We start from the raw sequence: 25132 nt of genomic DNA, 5'->3' as shown, positions 1-25132 counted from the left end.
GACTATTTTCCAGGTAGACTGAAAACTAGCTTACATTATCTACAACTGTAATACTAAGAGCCTATCCGAAAACCTGAATCGCTCTTATTGCAATGCATGCACAAGCTAGATGGATCATCCCAAGATAGTTTTCTTTATATTTCTCCCAACGAACTAACAATCGTCGAAATCGATTCATCCATGAGTGTGTCCGTTCTACAACCCATCGTCTTGCCCTGTAATTGGGAATGTCATGAATGATCTGTTTGTGCTCATCACGGAAGGGAATATGTCCGACATATCCCCATGCCTTTACAAGCTCTCGCACCTCATCATAGTCATACCCTTTATCTAAACAAAGGTTGCGTACTTCCGTGTCTGAGGGAATCATCCGTTGAGCTTCTAAGGTCAGTTTAGTTAGCTTCATATCATGGCGATTCCCTCCCTCGATCGCCACTGCCAGGGGGATGCCTTTACCATCGGTTAAAACACTCCGCTTGGTGCCAGACTTCGCTCGGTCTGTGGGATTGGCTCCCGTTGCCTCTCCGCCTAGAGGCGCTTTGACCATTGCTCCATCCATCGACATCCAATCCCAATCAATCCCCACTTTTCGGGCATACTCTTCCAGTCCTAATTCCCACATTCGCTCAAATACACCCTGACCTGCCCACTCCTGATATCGATCATGAACGGTACTCGATGCCCCTAAACTTCGAGGTAACGCTTTCCATTGACACCCAGTTCGTAGGACATAGAAAATCGCATCTAGGGCTTGACGATTGTCCATTCTCGGTCGCCCTCCTTTCGGCTTAGGTGGCTCTAACGGAATGGCCCAACTGATCCGTTGCCAAACCTCATCAGAGATGCGGTAGGAGGGGGGAATCTCTGTAAAGTCCATCACGCATCAAGCCCTGAAATAGCCACTCTGTATACATTCTAGCGAAATTTAGTTTTCGGATAGGCTCTTATTGAGCGATCGAAGCCTATCAATGCGTAAACGAACGTTTTTGCAAGGAAAATGATATGACTGAGCTGACTAATGCCCTGCGCCAGTTTAGTCAAGATTTTGTGACGATCAAGTCAGTACTGATGGCTGCATCGCTAGGTTAGACCCAACTCTAATACAATTTACTTGATTGATCATTCAATAATGTGTATGGTGATTAAGTACATCAATTAACTTCTGAGTTCAATTGTCTTGTGGTTCGGCAAAGAGAGTTCGATATAGATGAGGTTTTGGCGATCGCCATGAACCTATTCTGGCAGCGTGGCTATGGCAACACCTCCATGAAAGATGTGGTGCAAGCCACGGGAGTGCAGCCTGGAAGTCTGTATGGTGCCTTTGGCGATAAAGAAAAGCTGTTTCAGCTGGCACTTCGCAAATATACTCAAGATTTTTTTCGTGCTTCCATGCCACGCCACAGCCCACCGTTAGAGTGCATTAAGCAGTGGTTTGAGCATTTGGCTGAAGCCATGACCAACGACCCAAAACAAAAAGGGTGTTTGATCATCAACACGGCAATGGAGCGGGAAGTTCACTCACCTGGCACGATCGCCATTATCGAAGATCGACTAGACGAAATTGAGTCATTCTTTCGCCAAAATCTGAATCAAGCTAAACTCGATGGGAATTTGCCAAAATCTTTTGATGTAGATGTGACTGCAAAAGCCCTGCTGGGTTCTGTGGTAGGTATGTTGGCGGTAGCGCGAATGCGCCGTGATACTCAGACGCTCAACAGCATTGTTACAGGAGCAATCGCCCTACTTAGGTCATGTTAGTTCATGAGTTCAGACATAGGTTTTGACGCTTAGATTCTGAGTCTTTTGAACGATCCTTCAAGAATTGATACTGAAATTACCGTAGACAGCAACGTGCCTGCGTTATTTTTTATATGCATAAACCTTTGTGAGTACGTGCTTTAAGGGCCATTTCCTCACCTCGCCTCAAGTAATTTTGAGATGGGTCTTGACAAGCAAATTTCTCTGACGCTATCTTGAACGAGTATTCAATTTTAATGAATGCTCAAGAAAAATTACCTGCCTCCAAATAACACTCATGAGTGAACTGATTTTGTATGGATTCCCAGTTAGCCCTTATGTGCGATCGGCGCGCATTGCTTTGATTGAGAAAGGGGCTGATTATCACTACAACGAAATTGGGCTTGACCATCTTGCCACTGACGAATACGTCAGGCTCAATCCCTTTCGCAAGATGCCTGTCTTGCAACAAGAAAATTTTGTGCTTTACGAAACCCCGGCAATCTTGGGCTACATTGACGAGGCGTTTGACGGAGCTTCTTTGCAGCCTGCTGACCCCAAAGCACGAGCGCAAATGCGGAAGTGGATTGGCATTTCCAGCAGCTATCTCTATCCAGTCGGGGTCATGCAACTTTTCCTGCAACGGATTATGTTTCCAATTATGGGCAATGAACCGGATGAAACGCTTGTGGAACACTCAGCGAACGCGATCGCACAATATCTGGATGTCATTGAGCAGGAGCTTGTAGATACATTTCTCATTGGCAATGCATTGAGTTTGGCAGACATCATCACTGGGGCGATGATCGATTACGTCAACATGACGAAAGAAGGATCGGCGTTGATTCATGCACGACCCAAAACTGCGGCGTGGCTAAGTCACTTGAGTCAGCGAGAGAGCTTTAAACAAAGCTTGGCGGGTCTGCTCGAAGGCAAGAAACAACGTTAAACAACATTGGCGTTAGAGGGAACTTAAACTCAATGCAATATCGCTTGCTAGGACGTGCTGGGCTTTACGTCTCCGAAATTTGTCTCGGCACGATGACCTTTGGTGGCGATGGATTTTGGAAAGTGGTTGGGGATCTGGGTGTTGAAGCCGCTGCTGAACAAATCAAACTGGCGTTTGACAGGGGTGTGAATTTCATTGACACTGCCAATATCTATTCCAATGGGCAGTCTGAAGAGATTGTAGGTGAAGTGTTACATCGGCTCTCGTTGCCTCGCGAGGAGTTGGTGATTGCCACGAAAGTCCGCGAACGCTTGGGTTCTGCTCCCAATCAGGTGGGCTTAACACGGCACCACATTCTGCACGCACTCGATCGCAGCCTACAACGACTGAAGCTCGACTATGTCGATCTGTATCAGGTGCATGGCTTCGATCCAGTCATCCCGTTGGAAGAAACGCTCAGCGCGCTCGATGATGCCATTACCGCTGGTAAAGTACGCTATGTCGGTTTGTGCAACTTCTCGGCGTGGCAAATTATGAAGGCGCTGGCGATCGCTGAGAAACATCAGTGGCATCGCTTTGAATCGGTGCAAGCCTACTATTCGTTGGCGGGTCGTGATCTAGAGCGCGAGATCATGCCGCTGGCTCAAGATCAGCAGTTGAGTATTTTACCCTGGAGTCCGTTGGCAGGTGGGCTACTGAGCGGTAAGTTTGAACGAGAGAAAGATTATCCTGCGGGTGCAAGACGCAGCACATTTGACTTTCCGCCCGTTGATTTGGAACGAACATTCAAGATTATTGAGGTGTTGAAGCCGATTTCTCAGAGCCACAGTTGCTCCGTAGCGCGTATTGCCCTGGCATGGCTCCTCAGCCGTAAAGAGGTGACGAGCGTAATCATTGGTGCCAAATCTGTAGAGCAGTTGCAAGATAACTTGCTGGCGACTGACTTAGCGCTTGCAGCAGATGAACTCTCTGCCATTGATGCGGCGAGTCAGCTACCCGTCGAGTATCCTCAATGGATGCTGGAGTTTCAAACGAAAGAGCGAGCGCCAAGGGGAAGTCGCTTTGGTTCATGATTTTGTGATGCCACTTCCCTGTACAGGAGTTTTGCCATCAGCCAACCTCAGCTTTACGGCTAAGCCTTTAGCCGCTACGTTCGAGCGCACTACCTCATGCCTGTCGCCAGCCAGTTTTGATTGATCCATTATTGCCTAAAGGCACTGAAACCTATGAGCTTGAACACATTAGAAAACCAGCATGTTGTGATTGTTGGTGGCAGCAGCGGCATTGGACTGGCAACCGGACATCTTGTCAGGCAGCTGGGCGCAGCCGTAACCCTGATTAGCCGGGATGCCGAAAAACTACATCAGGCTGCCAAGCAACTGGATGGGGTGCAGACTGCGATCGCTGACTTTGCCGATGAAACCGCCATTAGTGCAGCCTTTGCAGACCTGCCACCGATTGATCATGTGTACGTAGCAGCGGGGAGCTTTGTGGGGGGCAATATCCTAGAAGGCAACATGGCTGATTTCCGGCAGGCGATCGATACCCGCGTCTGGGGATCGGTGCATGTGGTGCGGGCAGCAGTACCCAAAATGAATGGCACTGGATCGTTGACGTTCACAGGGGGGCTATCTACCGATCGCCCAGTCGCAGGGGCTTGGGCAACGGCTGTTGCGACTGCCGCTGCTGAACAGTTAGCACGAGCATTGGCACTTGAATTAGCTCCTATCCGAGTCAACGCAGTTTCTCCGGGCTGGACTGATACCCCTATGTGGGATGATATTTTTGGCGAGGAAAAGCAGAATGTATTTAGTAGGGTCGCCACTCAAGTTCTATCTAAGCGCCTCTCCACAGCAGCAGAAGTTGCCCAAGCAGTAATTTTTCTGATGAACAGTAGAACAGTTACAGGGGAGGTGATTCATGTTGACAGCGGACATCGCCTCGTTTGATTCCTGAGTTCCCATTCACTCTAATCAGTTTGTCGTGAGGTCTAACGACCCCAATCACCGGACATAGATAACCTTTGCAACTCACCGATCGCTTGACTTTGTTCCGGTGCATTGGGATTGCTGGGCTGTGATCGCTGCACTCGGCAACCTCAAACTGCTACCAGCTTTTCGCATAACGCGCCAAGAACGTCTCCACAGCATTGATAATGACATTCTCAATCTCACTTTCACCAATTTCCAAATTCATAATTAAAAATCGAGGCCAAAAGATAATGTCATTGATCATGCCAAGAAATTGACGGCTTGCCAATGGAATGTCTGCGATAACTAGCTTATCAAGAACAACTTGTGTCTCTAGATAGGCATGAAGACGTTTGAGGAATGGCTCCTTACCTCGGTGGTAAAGCTCAGTGCCTAGCTCCGGAAAACGAGAAGCCTCTGCAATAATGACCCGGAACAGTGGCTGAATATTAGGACTCATCAATAGTTGAGCATACTCTTGACCAATTTGTATTAATGCTGCTTGTGGAGACAAGCTTGATGACACAGGCGTAGAACTGATGTGGTCTGTTCTCCAGACCTGCGCCGTAATACCGCCGAATAGGTCTGCTTTGCTTGAGAAGTGTTTATACAGGGTTGCCGTAGAAACTTCAGCTTTTTGGGCGACGTAATCTATTGTTGTGCGGTCGTAGCCGAATTCCAGAAAAGCCGTGAGAGCAGCATTCAAAATTGCCTCTTGCTTTTGGCGGCTCACTTCAGCCCGATACTGTTCAAGTCCCATAGTAAAACGACCGTTTTATTTTTGTCTATGATTGCTCTAAACTTTTCCAATACTACGTTGGTCTAAACTCGTTGTATAGTAAAATGAGTGTTTCACTTTACCTAGCAAGACATAACTTTATGTATCGAAAACTACTAGCCCTGAGCTTGTCCGCTTTGACGATGACTCCTGGAATTGCAATCGCCCAAACGCTCGATCGCGCTGCGCCAATAAACTTTCAAGGACGCTATTTAGTTTCAATTTCAGATGCCGATATGCTGGCATCCGCCTATGTAGACGGTCGTTTGGGTCCGCGAGAAGGCGAAGATGCGCTGAGCGTCATTCCATTAGGTGGGCACGTTCGAGATTTACGCGCCTATGAAACAGAAGCGACGAATTCCGTTGCGGGGCCACCCGTTGCAGTTGCCGTGACACCCGATGGTCGCTACGCGCTGGTGGTGGAAACGTTTAGACCCCGACCAGAGGGCGATTGGCAAAACCAACGGTTTTCAGATCTTCAGCAGGGCGATCGCCTTTCGGTCTTTGATTTGAGCAATCCGACTCGCCCGACGCGAGTGCAGGAAGTGGCGCTGGGGGAGCGTCCTACGTCTGTCAGCATCAACCGAGAGGGTTCCTTGATCGCGGTAACTTTTCATCCAAACGGTGCAGGAACAGAAACGCCATTGGCGCTCATCCCATTTCAGGCTGGGCAGTTAGGACAACCGACCTTTCCTGAAGTGGCAAGCGTGTCGAGTGGAGAGGAGTTGATTCATGCGGAGTGGCACCCGACTCAAGACCTGTTAGCCCTAGTCAATTCGACCGCTGCGGAGGTGTCCTTTGCCCGCTTGACGAGCCAGGGCACTCTTGCATCTTGGGGAAATGTAGTGGAAGTCGAGAAAGCCCCTTTCATTGCGCGGTTTACGCCAGATGGTCGTCATATGATCGTCAACGGTCTGTATTGGGGAGCAGATGTGGAAGGGCGATGGAATGAAGCGCCACGCGGCAGTTTGCTGAGCATTCGGCTGGAAGCAGGCACTCAGGCAGATGATTCTCCGCGCCATGCACTGGTGTCACGGGCAACGACGGGCGTGAGTCCAGAAGGCTTCGCGATCAGTCCAAACGGTCGCTATGTAGTGACGACGAATTTGGAGCGCAGCTTTTTACCGTATGACGACGAGCGCATTACATGGTTCTCATCGCTGAGTTTAATTACGCTCGATCCACAGACAGGTCAGCTAAACCATGTTGCCGATTATCCCTATGACGGTATTTTGCCTGAAGCTGCTGCCTTTGACGCTTCGAGCCAGTATCTCGCAGTGACAAACTATGACCATTTTGACGATCGCATTCAAGGTGGATCGATTGATTTCTGGCGCATTGCTGCCGACCCGCTCAACCCACAGCCAGTACTTGTACAAACTCGCTATGCTGTCCCGGTGACACGGGGCGCACACTCACTTGTTCTTGTGCCGTAGAAATCACCATGAAGCTCACAACATGGATTTCCGGACTGCTGCTGTTTGTCGTGTCCATTGGTGTGGCGATCGCCTTCTCTCATTTCACCACTTCCTATTCGCCACTTGCCGCCGATGGAGGTTATTCTCGAACGCTATCAGCGGCAGCAGCGGCAGTTAAATTTCCAAGCAACTACAGACAGCAATTTGTGCATTATGCGACGGTTGACTGTCCAAATAGCGGCGTGGTCAGACAGATGTACATCGATCGCCCATCGCTGGAAAGACTGAAAGCCAGTGAAGCAGTTTCCAACGGAGCGGTAATCGTGATGGAAACTTACTCTGTAAGAAGAGGTGATGGCAATCGCTTGGTTCCGACTCAACTCAACAACCTGTTTGTTCGAGAGAAGCGGCAGGGATGGAATATTAGCAATAGCGGCGAATGGCAGTCTGCCTGGTACAGTCCTTCGGGTTCGCTGGTTTCTGACCACCAAAATTCCTGTATTGGCTGTCATATCCAAGTGCGCGATCGAGATTACCTGTTTACACTGCCTGCTTTGCAGATGGCTGTAAGAACTGGGCAAACCCAATATCAGCAGACTGAGTTTGGAACTTCTGTTTGTCGATAGAAATTCTTCAGGCACTCAGTACCAACAAGTGATCTCGGGATTGCGTTGAACTCAGCGGAGTGGGTGACTGCTCCGCTGAGTTCAACGCAATCCCAACAATAGTTGGCTGAGAACGTGAATACCCATTAGGATAAGGTCTGAACACAGCGAAATCCAATGTGGCGATGTCCGCGATCTGGTGCGCGTGAAAATCCGGTGCGAAAGTAAGCAGTTAACTCGTCCGGGGCAGAATTAAAGACGTGATCTCCGCCACGAGTCACCCGCTCACCCACGCTATCACGCTGTTCACGCCCATCATCCGAGTTGTAAGGATAGGGTTGATACAAAGTACTGGTCCACTCAGCGACATTCCCCGCCAGCTCATGAACACCGTCTGGGGTTGAACCTAAAGGATGGGTTCCGATGGGTTCTGTCTCGCCAGAACTCCGACTATATACTGCTCGATCAGGGGTTGGTGGTTCATTTCCCCAGGGGTAGATGCGTCCTTCCAAACCCCGTGCGGCGGCTTCCCATTCAACCTCGGTTGGAAGTCTTGCTCCACGCCATACGCAAAACTCATTTGCCCCATGCCAGGTGGTTTCTGTAACGGGATGGTTTTCGTAGCTTGATTGAGGAACAAATTGCCCATTTTGAATGGCAATGCGAGTATGTTCATCATCCAAGGCAATAAGGGGTTGTTGACTACCTTCTTCCGATCCTTCAATCAACAGGGGAATCGCCTCTTCTGGCAAATCACTGGAGCGGATTTCTCCAGATGCAGCATCCTGGAGGAGTTGGATATTTAGCGAGTTAAGAAACTCGGCGTATTGAACATTGGTCACTTCATAGCGATCGATCTGGAAGGCACTGAGGGAGGTTTGATGAACGGGTTGGGTATCTTCAGTCTCGTCTGAACCAATGGTGTAATTCCCGGCGGGAACGAGAACTATTGACCGATCTTGCACAGTGTCGGTGGGAGTAGCAACGATCGTCTCCTGGTTTGGTGAAGATACAACCGTTGGCGGAGGTTGCACGCTTGTTTCACAGCCAATGATCAGGGATGCGATCAGTGTGATTGCTGTGATGAACGACATATAGCGTTGCGGTTTGCGAGGCGATCGCAATTTAGAGACTATACTATTCATTGCTCTTGGTGTCCGCTGGTTGAATAGTTTGAGGCGTTGTTGTCCGAACATGTAAATTTTGTAAGGACGTTTTGCAGAAGGACTCTAAGTGGTTAGATAAAAACAATTACAAGTATTTATATGCATAACCGATATCCCACACCTCGAACGGTTTCAATGCGCTCGTCCCCTAACTTTTTCCGCAGATGCCCGACATAGACGTTGACAATATTGGTGCCGGGGTCGTAGTCATAACCCCAGATGCGATCGAGGATCTGTTCTCGCGTCAACACCTGCATCGGATGACGGAGAAAAAACTCTGCAAGTAAAAATTCTCGTGCTGAGAGTTCGATAGGGCGATCGCCCACCCATGCCTGACGGGTTAACAAATTCAGGGTAATGTTGCCGACTTGCAAAGATATATGGGGTTGAGTGCGGGGCAGGTGGTTGCGGAGTTGAACCCGAATCCGGGCGAGCAATTCTTCAAAGCTGAAGGGCTTGGTGATGTAGTCATCTGCGCCCTTTTCCAATCCGGCAACTGTATGTTCAACGCCATCTCGTGCGGTAAGAACGACGATTGGAATCGTGTACCCCTGTCCTCGGAGGGCTTTGAGGACAGTCAGCCCATCTTGATCTGGCAGTCCTAAATCGAGAATCACCAGATGAAAATCTCCGCTGTGGCTGATTTGCAGTGCCTCGCGTCCCGTGTTAACGGCGATGGTCGTGAAGCCGTGCGCCTGTAGCCCGGACTCCAAAAAGTCGATGATGCGGAGGTTGTCTTCGATGATCAAAATCCGATTCATAGATAGCCCTGTCGGAAATCGCCTCAAGCGGTATGACAATGGTAAACGTAGCACCCTGACCTAGACGACTGGAGAGTTCAACCCCTCCACCATGTGCCTGGGCGATCGCTTCCACAATGGCCAGCCCCAACCCATGATTTTCACCCTGGGTTTCGCCCAGATTTTCGTGATTAGTGGCGCGGGCAAAGCGTTCAAAAACCCTAGCCTGATCATCGGGAGCAATGCCCTCTCCCGTATCTCTCACCCACAGGTAGGCATAGTTTTCGCGTACTGATGATCCCAGGGCGATTGTGTCACCCGATTGGGTATGGCGAATGGCATTTTGCACCAGATTTAACACTGCCTGGGTGATGCGCTGGCGATCGACCCGGATCGGACTCAACCCCTTTGATTCCAGCTTCCACTGCCGATTTGCCATCGAGCAAGCTTTCAGATATAGCTCTTCCGTCAACCAGTCCAGCTCTTCCAATTTCAGGGTAAGAAAGTCTGGGCGTTCGGCTTTGGCTAACAGCAACAAATCATTCACCAACCGATTCATCCGATCGAGTTCGTCGATCGCCAAGGCAATGGTCTGCTCCTGTTGTTCTGGGCGATATTTTAGGGTTTCCAGATAGCCACGAATCACCGTAATTGGCGTTCGCAACTCGTGACCGGCATCCTTCAAAAACTCCTGCTGGCTCTCAAAGGCGATTTGCAACCGATCCAGCATTTCATTAAATGTGGTCGTCAGGTTAGCAATCTCATCGGTCCCCTCTACAACAATGCGCTGCTTCATATCAGATTCCGTGATCGATTGCGCGGTTTGGGTCAACAATCGCAGGGGAGCCAGCACTCGTCCTGCGGTTGTCCAGGCGATCGCCGCTGCCACTGCCATGACGCCTAACGTGGCTGGAATAATCAGCAACACCGCTCCATCTACCACTTGATACGCACGATTAGTACAGTCTATAGGAACGGTTACATCGGCACGCTGCTGATACACAATCTGTTGCTCCCCCCCCATCTGGCGAGACTTGTCCTCCCGATATTGATCCCGAATCTGCTCATAGAGGATGTGATGGGTTGCCAGGATGGATGCTACGCTGGAAAAGGCGGTCAGCAAAAAGTACCAGACAAAAATTCGAGGACGGGTGCTGTTGAACCATTGCCGCCACTGCTTAAAAGTGGTTACAGATATCATGACAACTTCCTGAACTGGCGTGATCGCGAGATTTCTAACAATCTCAGAAATTGGGCTGCTTCTGGTTGCATGAATGAACCCTCTGTATGGTCACAGAACCCTAATTTTTCGCTTGGTTTTCTAGCTGCCTGAGTCATCTGCTAAGGCCGATCTCCCATATGTTATCTGATAGAGCGAGGTGTGAGTTAAGCCATGAGCAATCTCGCTTCTGATCCGGTTAACTGAACGGTACTTTTTTCAATGCCTGGATACTGCGTCGCCAGAGCGATCGCACATATTTTTGTTGGTCGATCGCATGCAGCACAATAAATCCTAAAAACGTATAAGCCATCCAGAAGTGTAAACTTCGCGCTAGCTCCACAACCGCCGCATTTTCAGGAAAAATATCTGGCAACGTCAACCAGAAAAAAGGGACATTGCCACTTTGGTAAGAATTTGATAGGAAAAATCCACTCAGGGGTACTGCCAGCATGAATACATAAATTGCAGTGTGTAACAGAAATGTGCGAATCCATTCGCCTGTCAATTTGGGTGAGCGACGGGTATATTTTCGCCACCAAACTCGCTGCAAAATAAAAATTCGCCAGGTCAATAAGGCCATCGTCAACGCTCCAATTGATTTGTGCAGAGTGTAAGCGTTGCCCTGCAAGGCTCCTGTATCTTCTGGCATCCGCACCATCCAAACGCCCCCGACAAACAACAGCAAATAACAGCCTGCCATCCACCAATGCATCGACCACAAATGCTTGAAGACTGAATTCAATCTGGATTGGGGTTTGGTAGCTTGAGCAGTCGGGGTTTGCGAACCTGATTGAGAACTCATCGAATGCCTCCTTAAGCTTAGCTAACCCTAATGGCGTTTGCGTTCTATCGCCTAATATCCAGGAGCTTCATAAATTTAAAGTAAACTATTGATAAAATTTTTTTTATGTTTCTGTCCATCTAGAAAAAAGAAATACTCGCCTAGGTTTTGCCTGGGCGAGTATTCAATCCTCATTGAGAGATGTAGTATGAGAGTGAGATAATTCTCGGAACTATCCAAACAGATGACGCAGATTTTTCTGCCCAATCTAGTAGAGCTAAAGATAGCTCATCAACCAAAAAAAGCTAGCTCCATTAATCTCCATTCATGTCACTTAGAAAGCGCCTAACTGATCGAATATACGCTGCATCGTTCAGATGTTCTGACGATAGCCGATTTTGCTGCACAGCAGCCTGGATGATGTCTTCGGCTGTAATTTTTCCTGACTCTGCTGCTGCATGGAGTCCACTAAAACTCGAGATTCCTTGCTCTTGGAAATAGCCATTGCGGGCTAAATTGAATAAATTGAATGGGGTTGTGTCAACACTCTGCGCTTGGGCAATAGTAGCACCAGCCATTAAAATAGTCAAAACGGACAAACTACTGACAAGAATGCGTTTCATAGATAACCTCTTCACTGAATTAATTGCCTCAATTGGCTTGACAATATTCAGTTTCGTTAGCTTTCGTAAATTATCTGTAAACCAATAGTGAAATCTTTTTTACTGAAGGCATTAGGAAGTCTGTGTGGCTATGTACTTGCATAGACATTTGCAGCGATCGCTATGGTCTCCAGAAGCACATCAGTAAAACTAATCAGCTTACGTGCCGCTTTACTCCAAGCTTTGGCAGGTGACCTCAATAGGCTTCCTAACCAAGCTCTTAAGCAGTCCAACGACCAAGTTCACTGGACACAGGCTTGAACATTCAGCCGAGAAATTTGCGGCGTTCCGGTGCAACAACTTGTTATGCTATCAGCACAGTAAACGTCACGCACTTTCTCAAGAAGTCGGTTTCTCTTCAACTTTTCATGGATTCTTGCGGAGCCGAGAAAACCACCTGTACTAGCGTTGATGATGTAGAGTTGGGCTGCGCTTTGTTATTGCGGTGTTTCACTCCCCAGATGCCTGTTGGTTTATTATTTTGAACATTTGGCTCGGAGCTATTTTAGATGCTATTTGTAAAACTCGGGCTAATCCGATGGCAATTTCATAATTGTCTTTTCTGATGGCTTGCAGAGTTTTTTTAGCAACCTGTTCGGGCAGAATTCCTTTTGGCTGGCTGCTTTTCGCTCCCACTTTTTCGTGTAATTCGGTTTCAACCAGCGGCGGGGCAACATCGAAAACCTTAACGTTCGTTTCTTTGAGCTGATAACGAAGCGACTTGCTGAAAGACTGCATCGCGGCTTTCGTCGCGCAATAAATGGGCATTACCGCAATCGGCACAAATCCAAGTCCAGACGAAACGTTGATAACTGCAGCCTCTCTTTGTTTCAGTAACTGCGGCAATAATAAAAACGTCAGATGGATTGGCGCAGTCAAATTTGTTTCGATTTCATTCTCGTTTAGAAAATCATCGGCAAGGCTTGAGTTTTTTACTCGGAACTCACGCTCTATTCCGGCATTATTAACTAAAATGTTTAGATTCGAAAAATTCCCGATCGTCCACTCAACTAGACTATTGCGTTGGTCAACATTGTTTAAGTCGGCAACGCGAATTTGTAATTTGGGAAGTTTCTGCTTTGCCGCTAGTAATGCCTCTGCGCGCCTTCCGCAAATTATCACATTGTTGTTTGCTGCTAAAAACTGTTCGGCAAGAGCAAACCCAATTCCTGTTGAGCCGCCGGTGACTAAAATCGTGTTGTTTTCAATGTTCATCTTGAGGTTAAGATCATGCTTGAATTATACGATAATTAAACATGGCTCAATACCTGTTCCAGGGAGATGAGCTATGGGGAAAAGCTGAAAAGTCTGAACCAGATCCGTTCCAGCGTCTTTTGACCTCCGAAGCTGCTTTTTCTAGCTGCATTTTGGGTGTCCTTCGTCAGAATTACATCTTTACGTTACTGTAGACTTCCACTTACTGTTTGGGAAGTACTTACTTTTTTGTAAGCAACTTGTAAGTCTATGCGATGGAGAGAACAGATACATGACAGCAACGCAACCGGAGGGCGCCGTAATTTGTACAAACTGCGCTTGAAATTATCGGTGATAGAAAGTTATTTCTCAACTCGCAGCGCCCCACCACTTCCCAAATAGACAACGGAGAAAAGTTCAAAACATTGAACTTTTTGCGAACGATGGAAGAGATGTAATCTTACACTGCTTGCTGTAGATAACGCACCACCCAAGTTCCCAGTACTTGTTTCAGTCCATAAATAAGGGTACGATCGCTTTCTGTCCAGTCCCTCGGTGTTTCAAACACACAGGGTTCCAAAACACCATAAAACTCCCCCTCATAATAGATAGGAGCATGAACTAAGGCGCGATGTCTAAATACCGATCGCTCAAGGTTGATGTCCAATGTTCCTGGTGGGGCGGTCTCAATATCCTTAATAAAGTGAGCCTCTGAAGACCGATAGGCTGACAACGTCAATGGATCGTTTGCATTCAGGTTTGAAGGCTCTTGACTCCAATCAGATTGAACCATCGTCGGCCAGCGAGAGTCTCGACTGTGGCCGTGAGTAATGCGGGTTCGCTGTCGTTGTGGGTCGCGGATAAACAAGAAGCAGCGATCGCACCGGAGTTCATCTACCACAGCAGACATCAAAGCCATAAAGACAGTGTCTGGATTTTGATTTTCCTGAAATAGAGCGGCTATGGAATCGGGTAAGCCTGTGGCAGATAAACTCTCTGAGACCCTTAATGTATTTGAAGATTGCTTCTCATGCGATGACGCTAAAGGTGCTTCGGCCAACGATCTCGTTCGAGTGCATCCCCCGATGATTAAACTGCTCATAAAACCACCCAACAAACTCAGGGTTTCACGACGAGACCAACTCACCTGCTTTTGATTCATACTTACCTAAAGAGAATGCTACTTCACTTGGATAGAGCCAATTTGTTCAATTTCAAACTGTTGGAAAAAGTCTGTAGTGTCAGGCTCATAAACATGAAGTTGCCCCTTGATAACATAAATGTTGCTATTTCGAATCGTTCCTGTGCTGGGATAGTCGTCATCAGAAGCATAATTAGGTTCCTAACATGCACCGCTCCTGCACAAGTTAGGGGTTTGAAAAAGTGAAATTAACTAGCCCCTTCTACGCCTTCTACATACCAGTCAATTGAGTTGATGCGAGGATCTCTGGGGTTATATGCCTCCTCCGCTGAAATCACAATATTTCCCTTGTTGTCTTTGAGTTCTCCTTTAAAAATCGTTCGCTTTCCAGAAAGCAATTGTTGCTTCGCTGCGTCCACAGCTGCCTTAGCTTCAGGACTAACGGCAGCACCATAGCCTGAAATTTTGGAAAACTCCTCTTTGAGCCCACCTGCAAGTACTTGTGGCACCCCACCATTCATCAATGTTTTACCGTTCTGAAACATCTCAGCATAGTTTTTGTAGATTTGCCCCCAATTCCATTCAACTCCTGTGAGAAATCCTTTAGGTGCAATGCTTTGCTCATTGACGTGATAGCCACAACTATAAACTCCGCGCTGCTCAGCCGTTGTAATGATAGCTTTCGGGCTATCTACCCGCGTGATAATGACATCGGCTTGTTGATCGATCAAACTATTGGTCGCTTCTACCTCTTTGATGGGTAGCGACCAATCTCCTGTAACAATAGCTTGAACGATGATATTCGGGTTTACACTTTTCGCACCCAATGTAAAGCTATTGACTTCTTGTAAGACAACAGGAATGGGTTTGGGGATGACGAACCCTAGCTTTCCAGTCTTAGACATAGATGCTGCTACGATACCAGTCAGGTAAGCAGGCTCCATCAAAGCACTAAAGTATGAGCCAATATTTTTGGGGTTGGATGGGTCAAGTGGATGGTTGGGATGGAGAAACTGCACGTCGGGATATTCTTGGGCAAGCTTCAAACTATGAGGGTCGAAATAACCCCAGGACGTTGGGAAGATGACTTTGGCTCCGTTCTGCTCGATCATATTTCGTATCGTCTCTTGCACAGCCGTTGTTTCAGGAATGCTAGCCTCCTCAACCAGCTTGATCCAGGGAAATGCACTAGCCATGCTGGCAGCTGCGGCTGCGTGAGCCTGGTTATACCCAAAGTCATCTTTAGGTCCGACGTAGATAAACCCAATGGTTATTGGCTCATTGCTTGAAGCCGTTGGGCTAGCAGATTCGCCAGAGGAGGGTGATGAGTTGGTGCATCCTGTCCAAAGTTGGGAGGTTATGCCAAAGGCTCCGAATGAGAGTAACCCGCGAATGACCGTTCGTCGAGGTAGAGTGAGGCGACCAGCTTGACCTAGGATTTTAATTCCCTAAAACTCAGCAACACTGTAAAAAAACAATCTCTTCAAGCTGGACGGAGATCGCCGGGGGCTGCGCTAGGGTCCATGTTTTCGTAGCTGAAGTAGCGATCGGGAATGCCGTTGTAAATGATGTAGTCATCAAATACATGAATTCCTGGCCGACCGTTTACATAAGCGATCGCATCTCGCACAGAATGCAGTTGCTCCACGCTCATCTGTAACGGACGTTCGTAGGGTTGGTAATTGGTGCGAATCAGATAGTCTAAGCGAGGGTAGATCGACATCTCCACATGACACCCCAACAGGTACGTCACCGGGTGAGTATCAGTAAACGCAATCATCCGTTCAATGCTGCCGCAAAATTCATCCCAATCACGAATGTAGAGACGACCGGGGTAGAGCAAGTCTCCGGTGAAGAGGAGTTGGGTGTAGGGGTCGTAGATGGAAACTTCAGCATCTTCATGCCCAGGGCTTGCCATGACGTGTAGTACTCGCCCACCCAAATCAAACGGCACAACATCCTTGGGCCAGTCTTGAAATTTATAAAACTCACGGGTAGCCGCTAAACTGTGTCCTACCATCTCTGTATTGGGGCGATCGTCAAATTGCGGATCTCCTTCAAAGTGATCCCGATGTAGATGCGTATGAGCAACCACGAGTGAGTAGGATGGACGGGGATTTTTATCCAACCATTGTTCAATCAATGCATCGACGGTTTGACGCAACGGAAAGAAATCTGGCGATCGCGTTGCACCCGTGTCAAGCAAAATGGCGCGATCGTTGCCAAACAGAAGAAACATAAACGGGGCTTCATAGTGCACCGCCATATTTTGCCGCAGGATGTAGGTGTGCTCGTTGTAAGCATGAATCTGGATGTCGGGATCGGTATTGTGTTTTGGTGAGATAGAGCCATGAATCCACTGCACATCCAGATTGCCGGACGCAGGAGCCTCTGGAGTGAAATCAATCGTGATGGGTGAATAGGACGTTAAGGGGGTCAAAATAGTCTCCTACTTGCTATTGGAAGCGATCATCCATAAAAACTGTTCACAAACTATACAGGTTGTAAGTCTAGCGTTGGGTAGTCAATGTAACCTCGCGCATCACCCCCTTCAAACGTGGAGCGATCGTAGGGATTTAGTGGAGCATTGAGTTCAATGCGAGCAGGTAGATCAGGATTGGAGATAAATAGTCTGCCAAACGCGACTAAATCGGTATCACCATCGGCGATCGCAGCATGTCCCAGTTCCGGATCATATCCCCCGGCAGAGATGATGATGCCTTTGTAAATAGACCGGAAATAGCGAACCGTCAGTTCTGCCAGATTTGGATCAGCATCCTCTTCATCGGCACGGGGTTCGACTAGATGCAAATACGCCAGATTGACGCGATCAAGGACACCCGCTACGTGAGTAAATAATGCTCTGGGATCAGAATCCGACATGCTGTTGAAGGTGCCTGCAGGAGAAAGACGAACGCCAACGCGGTTGGCACCCCAAACATCAATGACGGCTTCAGTAACCTCTAATAGCAGGCGGGTGCGGTTTTCCATTGATCCACCATAGGCATCGGTGCGGCGGTTGGTGCCATCGCGGAGGAATTGATCGAGTAGATATCCATTGGCGCTGTGAATTTCAACCCCATCAAATCCAGCAGCTAGAGCATTCGCTGCTCCTTGGCGATAGTCTTCGACAACGCCAGAAATCTCCTCTAGTTTCAGCGATCGCGGAGTTTCATACCCTGCGGCTGCGATTGCACTGGGAGCGATGGGCAATGCACCGCTGGGTTGGAACGATCGCTCAGAAATCCGCCCTACATGCCAGAGTTGCAGGAAGATCCGCCCGTTCTTTTCATGCACGGCATCAGTCACTAGCCGCCATCCGTCCACCTGCTCTGGCGAGTGAATTCCTGGAGTATTGGGATAGCCCTGTCCCTGCTGGGAAACCTGAGTGGCTTCACTAATAATCAGCCCAGCGGATGCTCGTTGAGCATAGTATGTAGCATTCATAGGCACGGGTCTATTTCCAGCTCCCGCCCGACAGCGGGTTAGGGGAGCCATCACAATGCGGTTGGGTAAAGTATACGAACCGACTTGCACGGGTGAAAGCAAATTGAGGGTTGTGGTCATACCGTAAAGATCCCCAAAATAGTCAGGACAGAACTATAAATTGCAAGCGATGAGTTGTAAGCAATAAGTTGCAAGGACTTGAATCACTACGAGAGACACTTGAAGGTGAAAAATACTTGTCGTATCACCTCAACTAGAAATTTCAGTCTTTATCTAGCTAGACAATAGGAAAAAAGATTACTAAAGTAAAGTAGAAACGAAAAAGTAACTAAGGTTCTACAGAGAAATTAAGAAGCTTACATGCCTGAAACTAAATACTGCCCGTTAGCGATTCTACTCAATCAGATCTCAGGACAATGGACGATCTACATTATCTGGATGCTTGACATCAATGGAGCATTGCGATTTGGTGAATTGAGACGAGAAGTAGACGGCATCTCCACAAAAGTTCTAACAGAGCGGTTGAGACTTTTGGAATCAATTGAGCTTGTTCATCGTCACTACGAACCTTCAATTCCGCCCCAAGTCACATATACACTCACGGAGCGCGGTAAAGAATTATCGAGGATCCTCGATCATGTTTACGAACTGGCTGCGCGCTGGTATGGTACTGAACAAGAAACTGCCAGCTAAGTGGCAAATATCGAACTCAGCAATAAAATGGCGATAGTTTAACGACTGATATGAATGAGCAAAAGATTTGGCACAATTTGTAAATCACTGGCGCAATCTATCAAGCTTCTCTAGGGCAAGATGCTACTTTCTAATGACCTGAGATTTGCTGCGTGAGCAGCAGCGATGGGAAGCAGACTCGACGCTTGAGACAGTAGCAAGCTCTAGTTTTGCAAGACTGTGCCAGTCATTTGCTCATTGCGCCAAATCTTTTTCTCATTTACAACACCCGTTTAGGCATGATGGGATTGGTGTATAAACGTTCGTTTACACACCGAATTGTGACGATCGCCCAAGCAAGCCTTTCAGCTTTGCGAAAACGTATTGCAGAAACTGATGGAATGGCAATGAGATTCTGCGAGGCCTTGGACGTTTCATAGCCCTAATCGCAGCGCGACGTATTCCGACTTTGGCAAAGATCGTGCCTCAATCCGATTCCTGCCAAGGTGCTTTTCTAGCCGATCGCTGTTTCTCCTGAGGGCATGTTTTGCCTTCATAGTGACATTGCTCGCCTACTGTCTTATTTGAAGGTTGCCGAGCCTCTAAATTTCTCATGGTTTGAACTCTGGTTTCTAGAAAATCATGATTCTTTTTTGGAGGAAGCTTTCCTTAAGTCAATGAAGCGCCTTCTCACGTTTATCCAAACAACTTTCCAGTAAGTCAGAACATGTAGAAAGATAAAGACCAGGAAGATATAGGACGACCAGAAATGTGAGTCTCTAGTTAGCTCCACCCACCTGTCATCAGAAACAAAAACGGACGGTAGGGGGATGCCCAATAGAGTGGTATCTAGACCAATGAAATTCCGTAGGAAGAAGCCGCTTAGGGGAGCTATCAGCATAAAAAAATACAAGCTACTGTGTAAAATGGTGGCTTTTAGCCAGTTTGGCGTGACCTTAGGCGATCGTCTTGAATACTTATACCTAAGCAACCGTAATAGTAAGAAAATTCTGGCGATTAGCAGCATCAGAAACAGCATCCCGAACGATTGATGAAGGAAGGGGCTTAACCTAGCTAAAAGACCAACTTGACTGAAGTGCGCGACAAAAACACCCGTGAGAAAGAGTAAGAAAATGAAAGCTGCCATAAGCCAATGCAAAATCATTAAAGATTTGAACGCTGTGTTTTGCCGTTTGAGTTTCTCTGTAGCAGTTGTCCTATTCATTAGGCTGACTTCCTCGAAGAGATTGCCTATCATCGTTGTAGAAAATCGTTAAAAATTTGTGAATTAGGAATTAGACTTTTTAAATGAATAAAAGCTGCATAAGATTGGGCTTTCAGGGTTACCTTGGCAGATTCATAGATTTTTAATACTTATGGTGGAAACTTAAGAGGTGACTTGATGAAGTCTAAAAAACGATCCCCATGCCTGTAGCGACCACAGTATTGCTTGTTGAAGATGATGTTAGTTTGCGTGAGACTGTGCAGCTCTATATTGAGCGAGAGGGCTTGACCTGCTTAACCGCCATTAATGGCACAGAGGGCGTAGCTCAGGTACAGTGTTTTCGCCCCGATCTGGTCGTGCTAGATATTGTGTTGCCCGACATTAGCGGATTTCAAGTCTGTCAAGAAGTCCGAGCATTGGGATATTTTGTACCCATTTTGATGCTGACGGCGCGGGCAGAGGAGAGCGATCGCCTCCAAGGATTGGCAATTGGAGCCGATGATTACTTAACCAAACCTTTCAGTGCAAAGGAGTTGGTAGCGCGAGTCAACGCTTTACTGCGGCGGGCCTATAGCTCAGGCTATCGGGAGGTAAGACAAACCTGGGGAATTGCGATCGATCCTAATCAACGTCATGCTTTTCTCAATGGTGACTTGCTAGACCTACGCGGCAAAGAATTTGACTTACTGGCACAGCTCGCCGATCGTCCAGGACGAGCTTATACTCGCGAACAGCTATTGGAACATATCTGGGGACTGGATTTTGCAGGCGATACTCGAGTCGTTGATGTTTACATTCGCAAGCTGCGGGAGAAAATTGAGTTAGATCCCTCTCGTCCAGAGTATATTCAAACCGTGTGGGGCGTTGGCTATCGTTTTCGAGGAAACGAAGGATGAGATTAAGAAGCGTCTCAACCCGGCTGACGTTGACGCTGTTGCTCGTCACTCTGGGCAGTCTCGCTGGATTATGGCTCACATTAGGTACGGCTCTAGAAACGTTTTTTGTTAAAGAAGCGCAGACGACGCTGCGGCAGCAAGCCGATGCCTTAGCAATGCAAATTCCTAGCCATTGGAACAGTTCTCCTGCCGTTCGCCAACTCACCGATCTGACTAGCCAACAGGCGAGAGTGCATGTCACGATTTTCAATGCTTCTACCATAACCCGATTGATGAGTCAGGGAGTAGAAGACGCTGATTTAGTCGAACTTCCCCCAGATTTGATTCCCAAAACCCTTGCCGGAGAACCGCAGGCTGGAAACTTTTGGATTCCCACCGTCGCCAACTATCGCTGGTGGCTCTATAGCACCGCTCCAATTCGTCATCCAGATACAGCTCAAATTGTGGGGGCAGTCTATGTTGCCATGCCCCTACGTCGTCCTAAACGGTTTGCTCAACAGGTGCAGGGATTGGTGATGGGAATGGCGATCGCTGCTACCACTCTTGCCACTGCCACCGGATTGTTAATTTCTCGAACCTTAACCAAACCCTTGAAAGTGCTGCACCATCAGGCACAACGTCTGGAAGCGGGAGATTATCAGGCTCGTTCTGCCCTCAAGGGCAAGGACGAACTGGCGCAATTGAGCTATTCACTTGACCAAATGGCAGCCAAGCTGATGGAAACGCTGTCTGCACTTCAGGCTCAGGAAACCGCTCGTCGTGAGCTAGTTGCCAATGTCTCCCATGATTTACGTACCCCCTTAGCGGCTCTGCGCGTCGAGTTAGAAGCCATTTTAGATGGCGTAGTAACGGGCGAGAAAGCGCAGCTTTATTTACAGCGCGCCTGTCGTGAAACAGACTACCTGGCTCGTCTGGTCGGACAATTATTGCTGCTCGCCAAAGCTGATGCCGGACAGTTGCGGGTCTATCCTCAAGCTGTCTCAGCCGTGGCAATCGCCCAAGAATGTCTCTATCGAATGCAGCCTTTCGCCACTCAAGCCGGGTTAGAACTGGTACTTCACGACACTTCTACGAAAGCCCCTGTCTGGGTTGATCCAGAATTGACCGGACAAGTCGTTTTGAATTTACTCGACAATGCCATTAAGTATGCGCCTGAGAGCAAAGTCATTAGCCTCAAAGTGCTGCCTCCCCTTGAAACCGACCAGCAGCGCTATGTTCCCCTTCAGATTCAAGACCAGGGTAAAGGTATTGAAACCAATGTCCTGCAACGGCTGACAGAACGTTTCTATCGGGGTGACAATGCCCGTCCTAGGGGTGGAATGGGATTGGGATTGGCGATCGCTCAGCAGGTCTGTCAATTTCAAGGCGGCAGAATGCAAATAGAGAGTCAGTTGGGGAAAGGAACCATTGTCACGCTGCTTTTACCTATTGCCACATGAAATCAAACGTTCAGCACGATACACAAGCTCTGTAACTTCTTTGAGAAGTTGCAGAGCTTGCTTTAAAGAGAATTAAGTCAGACTGAAATCGCTAGTGGTGAAATTATTCAAGCTGGCGATGCCAGACTCTCCCGATTGATTGGTTAGATTTGCCAGAATACTGATATTGCCTCCATTTGCAAGGTCTTGAGAGTACACCAAGCGGTTAATTCCTAGCGTTGTGTTGAAGTAAACGAATACGCCCTCTTTAGCCGTGATAGTAGGGTTGTTAGCGATAGCACGAGCCGCCGTTGCTGCATTAATAAAGGGATCAAGTTGGATGATAAAGTTACCATCTGCGGCAATCTGAGTCGTCACTCCCTTCTGAAAAGTTAGACTATTGATGTTCAAGTCTTTAGCATTGAAGACGAACTGATCCTGACCGATCGCGTAATCCGTAATGACATCAGGCTGATTCACAAATTGAATGCCCGTTGTTCCTGCAGGAATTGGAGTAGCACCTGCAAAAACATCGCCTGCAAAGACGAAAGCATCTGCACCGCTGCCGCCTGTGAGCGTGTCTGCTCCTCCTGCACCACCCACTAGCACATCTCTGCCATCGCCTCCCAAGAGGCTATCGTTACCCGTTCCTCCATCTAGAAAATCTCTCCCCTGATCACCCTGGAGTTGATCGTTGCCCTCTTCACCCAACAAGAAGTCGTTACCTTGCCCGCCAAACACCTGATCGTTATTTTGCCCCCCCAGCAAGACATCGTTGCCTCGACCGCCAGAGATGCGATCGTCCCCAGCTAAACCTAAGATGACATCGTTACCAGATCCCCCATTCAAACTATTGCTGCTAGCATCCTTTACTAAAATTTCATCCAAAAGGCTTTGGATTGCTTTTGTACGGCTTACACGAACCTGTCCTAGCTTTGTCATATCTAGCTCCTCATGGGTCTCAAAACTTGACGTGGAGTTGGGTTAGCTTTGAAAGCTAGGACAAGCTTGCGTGAAAGGTTTTAAAAATGTATGAAAAATTTCAGTACAGGACAAAAGCTTGCAAAAGGATAGCAGGAGGGGTTTTGATGAGAATTACCACATTTGATATCAATCCCCAGGCACCAGATTACTCTAATCCAACAAGCATTGCAGCTCTATTCGGGTTAGCACGGGGCAACAAAAGCTTGCAAACCTACTGCAAACCCTATGCGCTGAACTGGCGCTATCAGCCTACAGGAAAAACCTATGAAACGATGCCGCTCCCTACACATGAATATAAGGTACCCCATGCGCTGAATTGGCGCTATGCCAATCGCTGTTCAATAGATTACACCTGGATACTTGCGGCAACTGTAGAAGGGATGAGGCTTGAATTTTCTAGAGTTCAGCACAGAGGTTGCATCTCCCTCAATCTCTCTAATCTAGAATTTACTTGGTAAAGTACCACTATTACTCAAAAGCTCCATGAGGGTCGAATGGTGATTCGTCCTTACCTAAACTTACTCATCTTATTGATGGATTTCCTATGAAACTGCTCAACAAACGATTGAAGAAGCAGCGCCCCTATCCTCGCGTCCACATCAAAGTTGAGGATGGACGGTTTCAGATTGCTGGGCTAAACCAGTGGTACTCCTACTGGCGTGATCCCTACCACATGCTGCTAACGGTTCCCTGGTCTGCTTTCGTTGCCCTAATCTGGCTATCCTATGCTGGGACAAATGCGATATTTGCGATCGCTTACTTGGCTGGCGGAGATTGCATTGCCAATGCTCGACCTGGTTCGTTTATTGATGCCTTTTTCTTCAGTGTGCAAACGCTTGCCTCAATTGGCTATGGCGCCATGTACCCCAAGACATTCTATTCCAATACAATTGTCACGATCGAAGCCATGACAGGTCTAATTGGCATTGCTCTGTTAACAGGGCTAGCCTTCGCTCGGTTCTCCCGTCCGACTGCACGGGTTGTCTTTAGTAAGGTAGCCGTGATTACTGCCTATGACGGCGTTCCAACCTTGATGTTTCGGACTGGAAACAAGCGCCGTAACCAGATTTTGGAGGCTCAGCTCCAAGTCTATCTCATGCGCAATGAGGTTAGCGCAGAAGGACAATCCATGCGGCGGTTTCATGACTTGCAGCTAACACGAAGCCGCACGCCTAGCTTTACGCTCAGCTGGACAATCATGCATCCGATCGATGAAAATAGCCCGCTCTATGGAGTCACAAACGAAATGTTAAAAACTCAGCAAGTGACGATCGTGGCTTCCCTCAGCGGACTTGATGAAACCGTGATGCAGGTCATTCATGCCCGCCATATCTACGCTGCCCAAGATGTACTGTGGAACAACAGGTTTGTCGATATTTTCCACGACACCCAGGATGGACATCGCTACCTGGATTACAACTGCTTTCACAGCGTTGTCCCGCTAGAGTAAAGGCAGCTACTCTGCTAATTCACACGGTTCGCTCTCATCAGATATTGGCTTGACTACGACGCGCCCATTCTCAACGACCGTGCAGGTCTTCGATACGACTGGGCTGCATACATCTGGCGTATTCTTCACCCGATTGCAGTGCTGGAGAGTCTGCCGCTGTTGGCTTAGCACTATGACGCAACAGCTAGAGTTTACTATCATAAAGACGTTATTCAATCTATATTCATTATCCCTCTACAGCAGAACTAATACTAGAGGAGAACCGAATTGTTTTTGGTAGGGGTGCATCGCCAGGTGACACGGATCAACCCAACTTATTATTTTCAAGCAGCAACCGTGCCAGACTTGGCAAAGCCTCGCCATAGACGTGAACCGATCGCTCTAACAACTGGTACTTTAAAGCTTGCAGTGCGCTGAAACCCAATTCCCTCGCTGAGGCAAGCGACGACCACGACTATACCTAGCTTTACCCAAAGTGCGTAAGAGTCGCTATTTATGCGTAGGTAATCTTCAGCATCTAGATATTACGAATAGCTAATCAGGCAGAGCTTTGATATCTAGCAGGAGTGACTTTAGAGACTCAAGTTGCCAGAACAATATTTTTTGGAGGTCATTGATGGAATGTAATCGTTCAAGGGGTTGACAAATCGTAATTGAGAAAATGAGAGGTAACTGAT

At 47.9% G+C, this 25132-nt stretch carries 26 protein-coding genes; 12 read left to right on the top strand and 14 right to left on the bottom strand.

All coding sequences use genetic code 11. From position 1 onward, the window contains the following. Positions 1-61: 61 nt before the first annotated feature. The gene (locus AC5JMP_RS19910) at positions 62-877 is read right to left on the bottom strand and encodes an IS5 family transposase (protein ID WP_495853227.1); all 816 of its coding nucleotides are present in this window, start codon (positions 875-877) and stop codon (positions 62-64) included. A 302-nt stretch (positions 878-1179) separates the two neighbouring features. Here AC5JMP_RS19910 and AC5JMP_RS19905 point away from each other — a divergent pair, with 302 nt between their 5' ends. From AC5JMP_RS19905 to AC5JMP_RS19890, 4 genes are all read left to right on the top strand, one after another. Then, positions 1180-1758, top strand: coding sequence for a TetR/AcrR family transcriptional regulator (locus tag AC5JMP_RS19905; protein ID WP_495853226.1), 579 nt, complete (start codon positions 1180-1182; stop codon positions 1756-1758). Positions 1759-2035: 277 nt separating this feature from the next. Continuing rightward, positions 2036-2686, top strand: coding sequence for a glutathione S-transferase family protein (locus AC5JMP_RS19900; RefSeq protein WP_495853225.1), 651 nt, complete (start codon positions 2036-2038; stop codon positions 2684-2686). A 32-nt stretch (positions 2687-2718) separates the two neighbouring features. Next, positions 2719-3759: an aldo/keto reductase gene (locus AC5JMP_RS19895; RefSeq protein ID WP_495853224.1), complete on the top strand. Its 1041-nt coding sequence runs from the start codon at positions 2719-2721 to the stop codon at positions 3757-3759. 153 nt (positions 3760-3912) lie between these two features. Further along, on the top strand, positions 3913-4635 hold the full coding sequence (locus tag AC5JMP_RS19890; RefSeq protein ID WP_495853223.1) for an SDR family oxidoreductase: 723 nt from the start codon (positions 3913-3915) through the stop codon (positions 4633-4635). A 157-nt stretch (positions 4636-4792) separates the two neighbouring features. On the opposite strand, the gene AC5JMP_RS19885 is transcribed toward AC5JMP_RS19890, so the two are convergent. Further along, positions 4793-5416: a TetR/AcrR family transcriptional regulator gene (locus tag AC5JMP_RS19885; RefSeq protein WP_495853222.1), complete on the bottom strand. Its 624-nt coding sequence runs from the start codon at positions 5414-5416 to the stop codon at positions 4793-4795. Between the two features lie 119 nt (positions 5417-5535). On the opposite strand from AC5JMP_RS19885, the gene AC5JMP_RS19880 reads away from it, so the two are divergent. Next, positions 5536-6870, top strand: a complete 1335-nt coding sequence (locus AC5JMP_RS19880; RefSeq protein ID WP_495853221.1) for a lactonase family protein — start codon at positions 5536-5538, stop codon at positions 6868-6870. Between the two features lie 8 nt (positions 6871-6878). Beyond that, on the top strand, positions 6879-7478 hold the full coding sequence (locus tag AC5JMP_RS19875) for a cytochrome P460 family protein (protein ID WP_495853220.1): 600 nt from the start codon (positions 6879-6881) through the stop codon (positions 7476-7478). Positions 7479-7603: 125 nt separating this feature from the next. Here AC5JMP_RS19875 and AC5JMP_RS19870 read toward each other — a convergent pair whose 3' ends face one another. From AC5JMP_RS19870 to AC5JMP_RS19845, 6 genes are all read right to left on the bottom strand, one after another. Then, positions 7604-8602 (bottom strand): formylglycine-generating enzyme family protein, encoded by a 999-nt coding sequence (locus AC5JMP_RS19870; RefSeq protein ID WP_495853219.1) that lies wholly within the window; start codon positions 8600-8602, stop codon positions 7604-7606. Positions 8603-8718: 116 nt separating this feature from the next. Then, entirely contained in the window at positions 8719-9384 is a 666-nt protein-coding gene (locus tag AC5JMP_RS19865) for a response regulator transcription factor (RefSeq protein WP_495853218.1), read from the bottom strand. Further along, positions 9290-10564, bottom strand: coding sequence for a sensor histidine kinase (locus AC5JMP_RS19860; RefSeq protein ID WP_495853217.1), 1275 nt, complete (start codon positions 10562-10564; stop codon positions 9290-9292). The genes AC5JMP_RS19865 and AC5JMP_RS19860 overlap by 95 nt, the downstream gene beginning before the upstream one ends. 217 nt (positions 10565-10781) lie before the next feature. Continuing rightward, positions 10782-11387 (bottom strand): cytochrome b, encoded by a 606-nt coding sequence (locus tag AC5JMP_RS19855; RefSeq protein ID WP_495853216.1) that lies wholly within the window; start codon positions 11385-11387, stop codon positions 10782-10784. A gap of 293 nt (positions 11388-11680) precedes the next feature. Then, positions 11681-11989 (bottom strand): hypothetical protein, encoded by a 309-nt coding sequence (locus AC5JMP_RS19850; protein WP_495853215.1) that lies wholly within the window; start codon positions 11987-11989, stop codon positions 11681-11683. Between the two features lie 489 nt (positions 11990-12478). After that, positions 12479-13243 carry an SDR family oxidoreductase gene (locus AC5JMP_RS19845; protein WP_495853214.1) on the bottom strand — a complete coding sequence of 255 codons (765 nt, stop codon included), beginning with the start codon at positions 13241-13243 and terminating at the stop codon, positions 12479-12481. Between the two features lie 41 nt (positions 13244-13284). Here AC5JMP_RS19845 and AC5JMP_RS19840 point away from each other — a divergent pair, with 41 nt between their 5' ends. Then, entirely contained in the window at positions 13285-13437 is a 153-nt protein-coding gene (locus AC5JMP_RS19840; protein ID WP_495853213.1) for a hypothetical protein, read from the top strand. Between the two features lie 245 nt (positions 13438-13682). On the opposite strand, the gene AC5JMP_RS19835 is transcribed toward AC5JMP_RS19840, so the two are convergent. The 4 genes from AC5JMP_RS19835 to AC5JMP_RS19820 all read right to left on the bottom strand — a co-directional run bounded on the left by AC5JMP_RS19835 (position 13683) and on the right by AC5JMP_RS19820 (position 17930). Next, positions 13683-14324: a GAF domain-containing protein gene (locus AC5JMP_RS19835; protein ID WP_495853230.1), complete on the bottom strand. Its 642-nt coding sequence runs from the start codon at positions 14322-14324 to the stop codon at positions 13683-13685. 287 nt (positions 14325-14611) lie between these two features. Beyond that, on the bottom strand, positions 14612-15622 hold the full coding sequence (locus AC5JMP_RS19830; protein ID WP_495853229.1) for a BMP family ABC transporter substrate-binding protein: 1011 nt from the start codon (positions 15620-15622) through the stop codon (positions 14612-14614). Positions 15623-15846: 224 nt separating this feature from the next. After that, positions 15847-16803, bottom strand: coding sequence for an MBL fold metallo-hydrolase (locus AC5JMP_RS19825; protein ID WP_495853212.1), 957 nt, complete (start codon positions 16801-16803; stop codon positions 15847-15849). A gap of 53 nt (positions 16804-16856) precedes the next feature. Further along, the gene (locus AC5JMP_RS19820; RefSeq protein WP_495853211.1) at positions 16857-17930 is read right to left on the bottom strand and encodes an alkene reductase; all 1074 of its coding nucleotides are present in this window, start codon (positions 17928-17930) and stop codon (positions 16857-16859) included. Positions 17931-18170: 240 nt separating this feature from the next. Here AC5JMP_RS19820 and AC5JMP_RS19815 point away from each other — a divergent pair, with 240 nt between their 5' ends. Further along, entirely contained in the window at positions 18171-18503 is a 333-nt protein-coding gene (locus AC5JMP_RS19815; RefSeq protein ID WP_495853210.1) for a winged helix-turn-helix transcriptional regulator, read from the top strand. Between the two features lie 619 nt (positions 18504-19122). On the opposite strand, the gene AC5JMP_RS19810 is transcribed toward AC5JMP_RS19815, so the two are convergent. Continuing rightward, positions 19123-19647, bottom strand: coding sequence for a cytochrome b (locus AC5JMP_RS19810; protein WP_495853228.1), 525 nt, complete (start codon positions 19645-19647; stop codon positions 19123-19125). Positions 19648-19907: 260 nt separating this feature from the next. Here AC5JMP_RS19810 and AC5JMP_RS19805 point away from each other — a divergent pair, with 260 nt between their 5' ends. Both AC5JMP_RS19805 and AC5JMP_RS19800 read left to right on the top strand, forming a co-directional pair. Then, positions 19908-20603, top strand: a complete 696-nt coding sequence (locus AC5JMP_RS19805) for a response regulator transcription factor (protein ID WP_495853209.1) — start codon at positions 19908-19910, stop codon at positions 20601-20603. Beyond that, on the top strand, positions 20600-22042 hold the full coding sequence (locus tag AC5JMP_RS19800) for a sensor histidine kinase (RefSeq protein ID WP_495853208.1): 1443 nt from the start codon (positions 20600-20602) through the stop codon (positions 22040-22042). The genes AC5JMP_RS19805 and AC5JMP_RS19800 overlap by 4 nt, the downstream gene beginning before the upstream one ends. A gap of 72 nt (positions 22043-22114) precedes the next feature. Here AC5JMP_RS19800 and AC5JMP_RS19795 read toward each other — a convergent pair whose 3' ends face one another. Next, positions 22115-22963 (bottom strand): calcium-binding protein, encoded by an 849-nt coding sequence (locus tag AC5JMP_RS19795; RefSeq protein WP_495853207.1) that lies wholly within the window; start codon positions 22961-22963, stop codon positions 22115-22117. Positions 22964-23109: 146 nt separating this feature from the next. Here AC5JMP_RS19795 and AC5JMP_RS19790 point away from each other — a divergent pair, with 146 nt between their 5' ends. After that, a complete protein-coding gene (locus AC5JMP_RS19790) occupies positions 23110-23463 on the top strand; it encodes a hypothetical protein (protein WP_495853206.1) in 354 nt (117 codons plus the stop codon). Between the two features lie 86 nt (positions 23464-23549). Beyond that, entirely contained in the window at positions 23550-24455 is a 906-nt protein-coding gene (locus tag AC5JMP_RS19785; RefSeq protein WP_495853205.1) for an ion channel, read from the top strand. Positions 24456-25132: the final 677 nt, after the last annotated feature.

It is taken from the genome of Drouetiella sp. (assembly GCF_059504425.1).
Note: the sequence above shows the minus strand (reverse complement) of the source record. Positions and strands in the feature narration are given on the sequence as shown.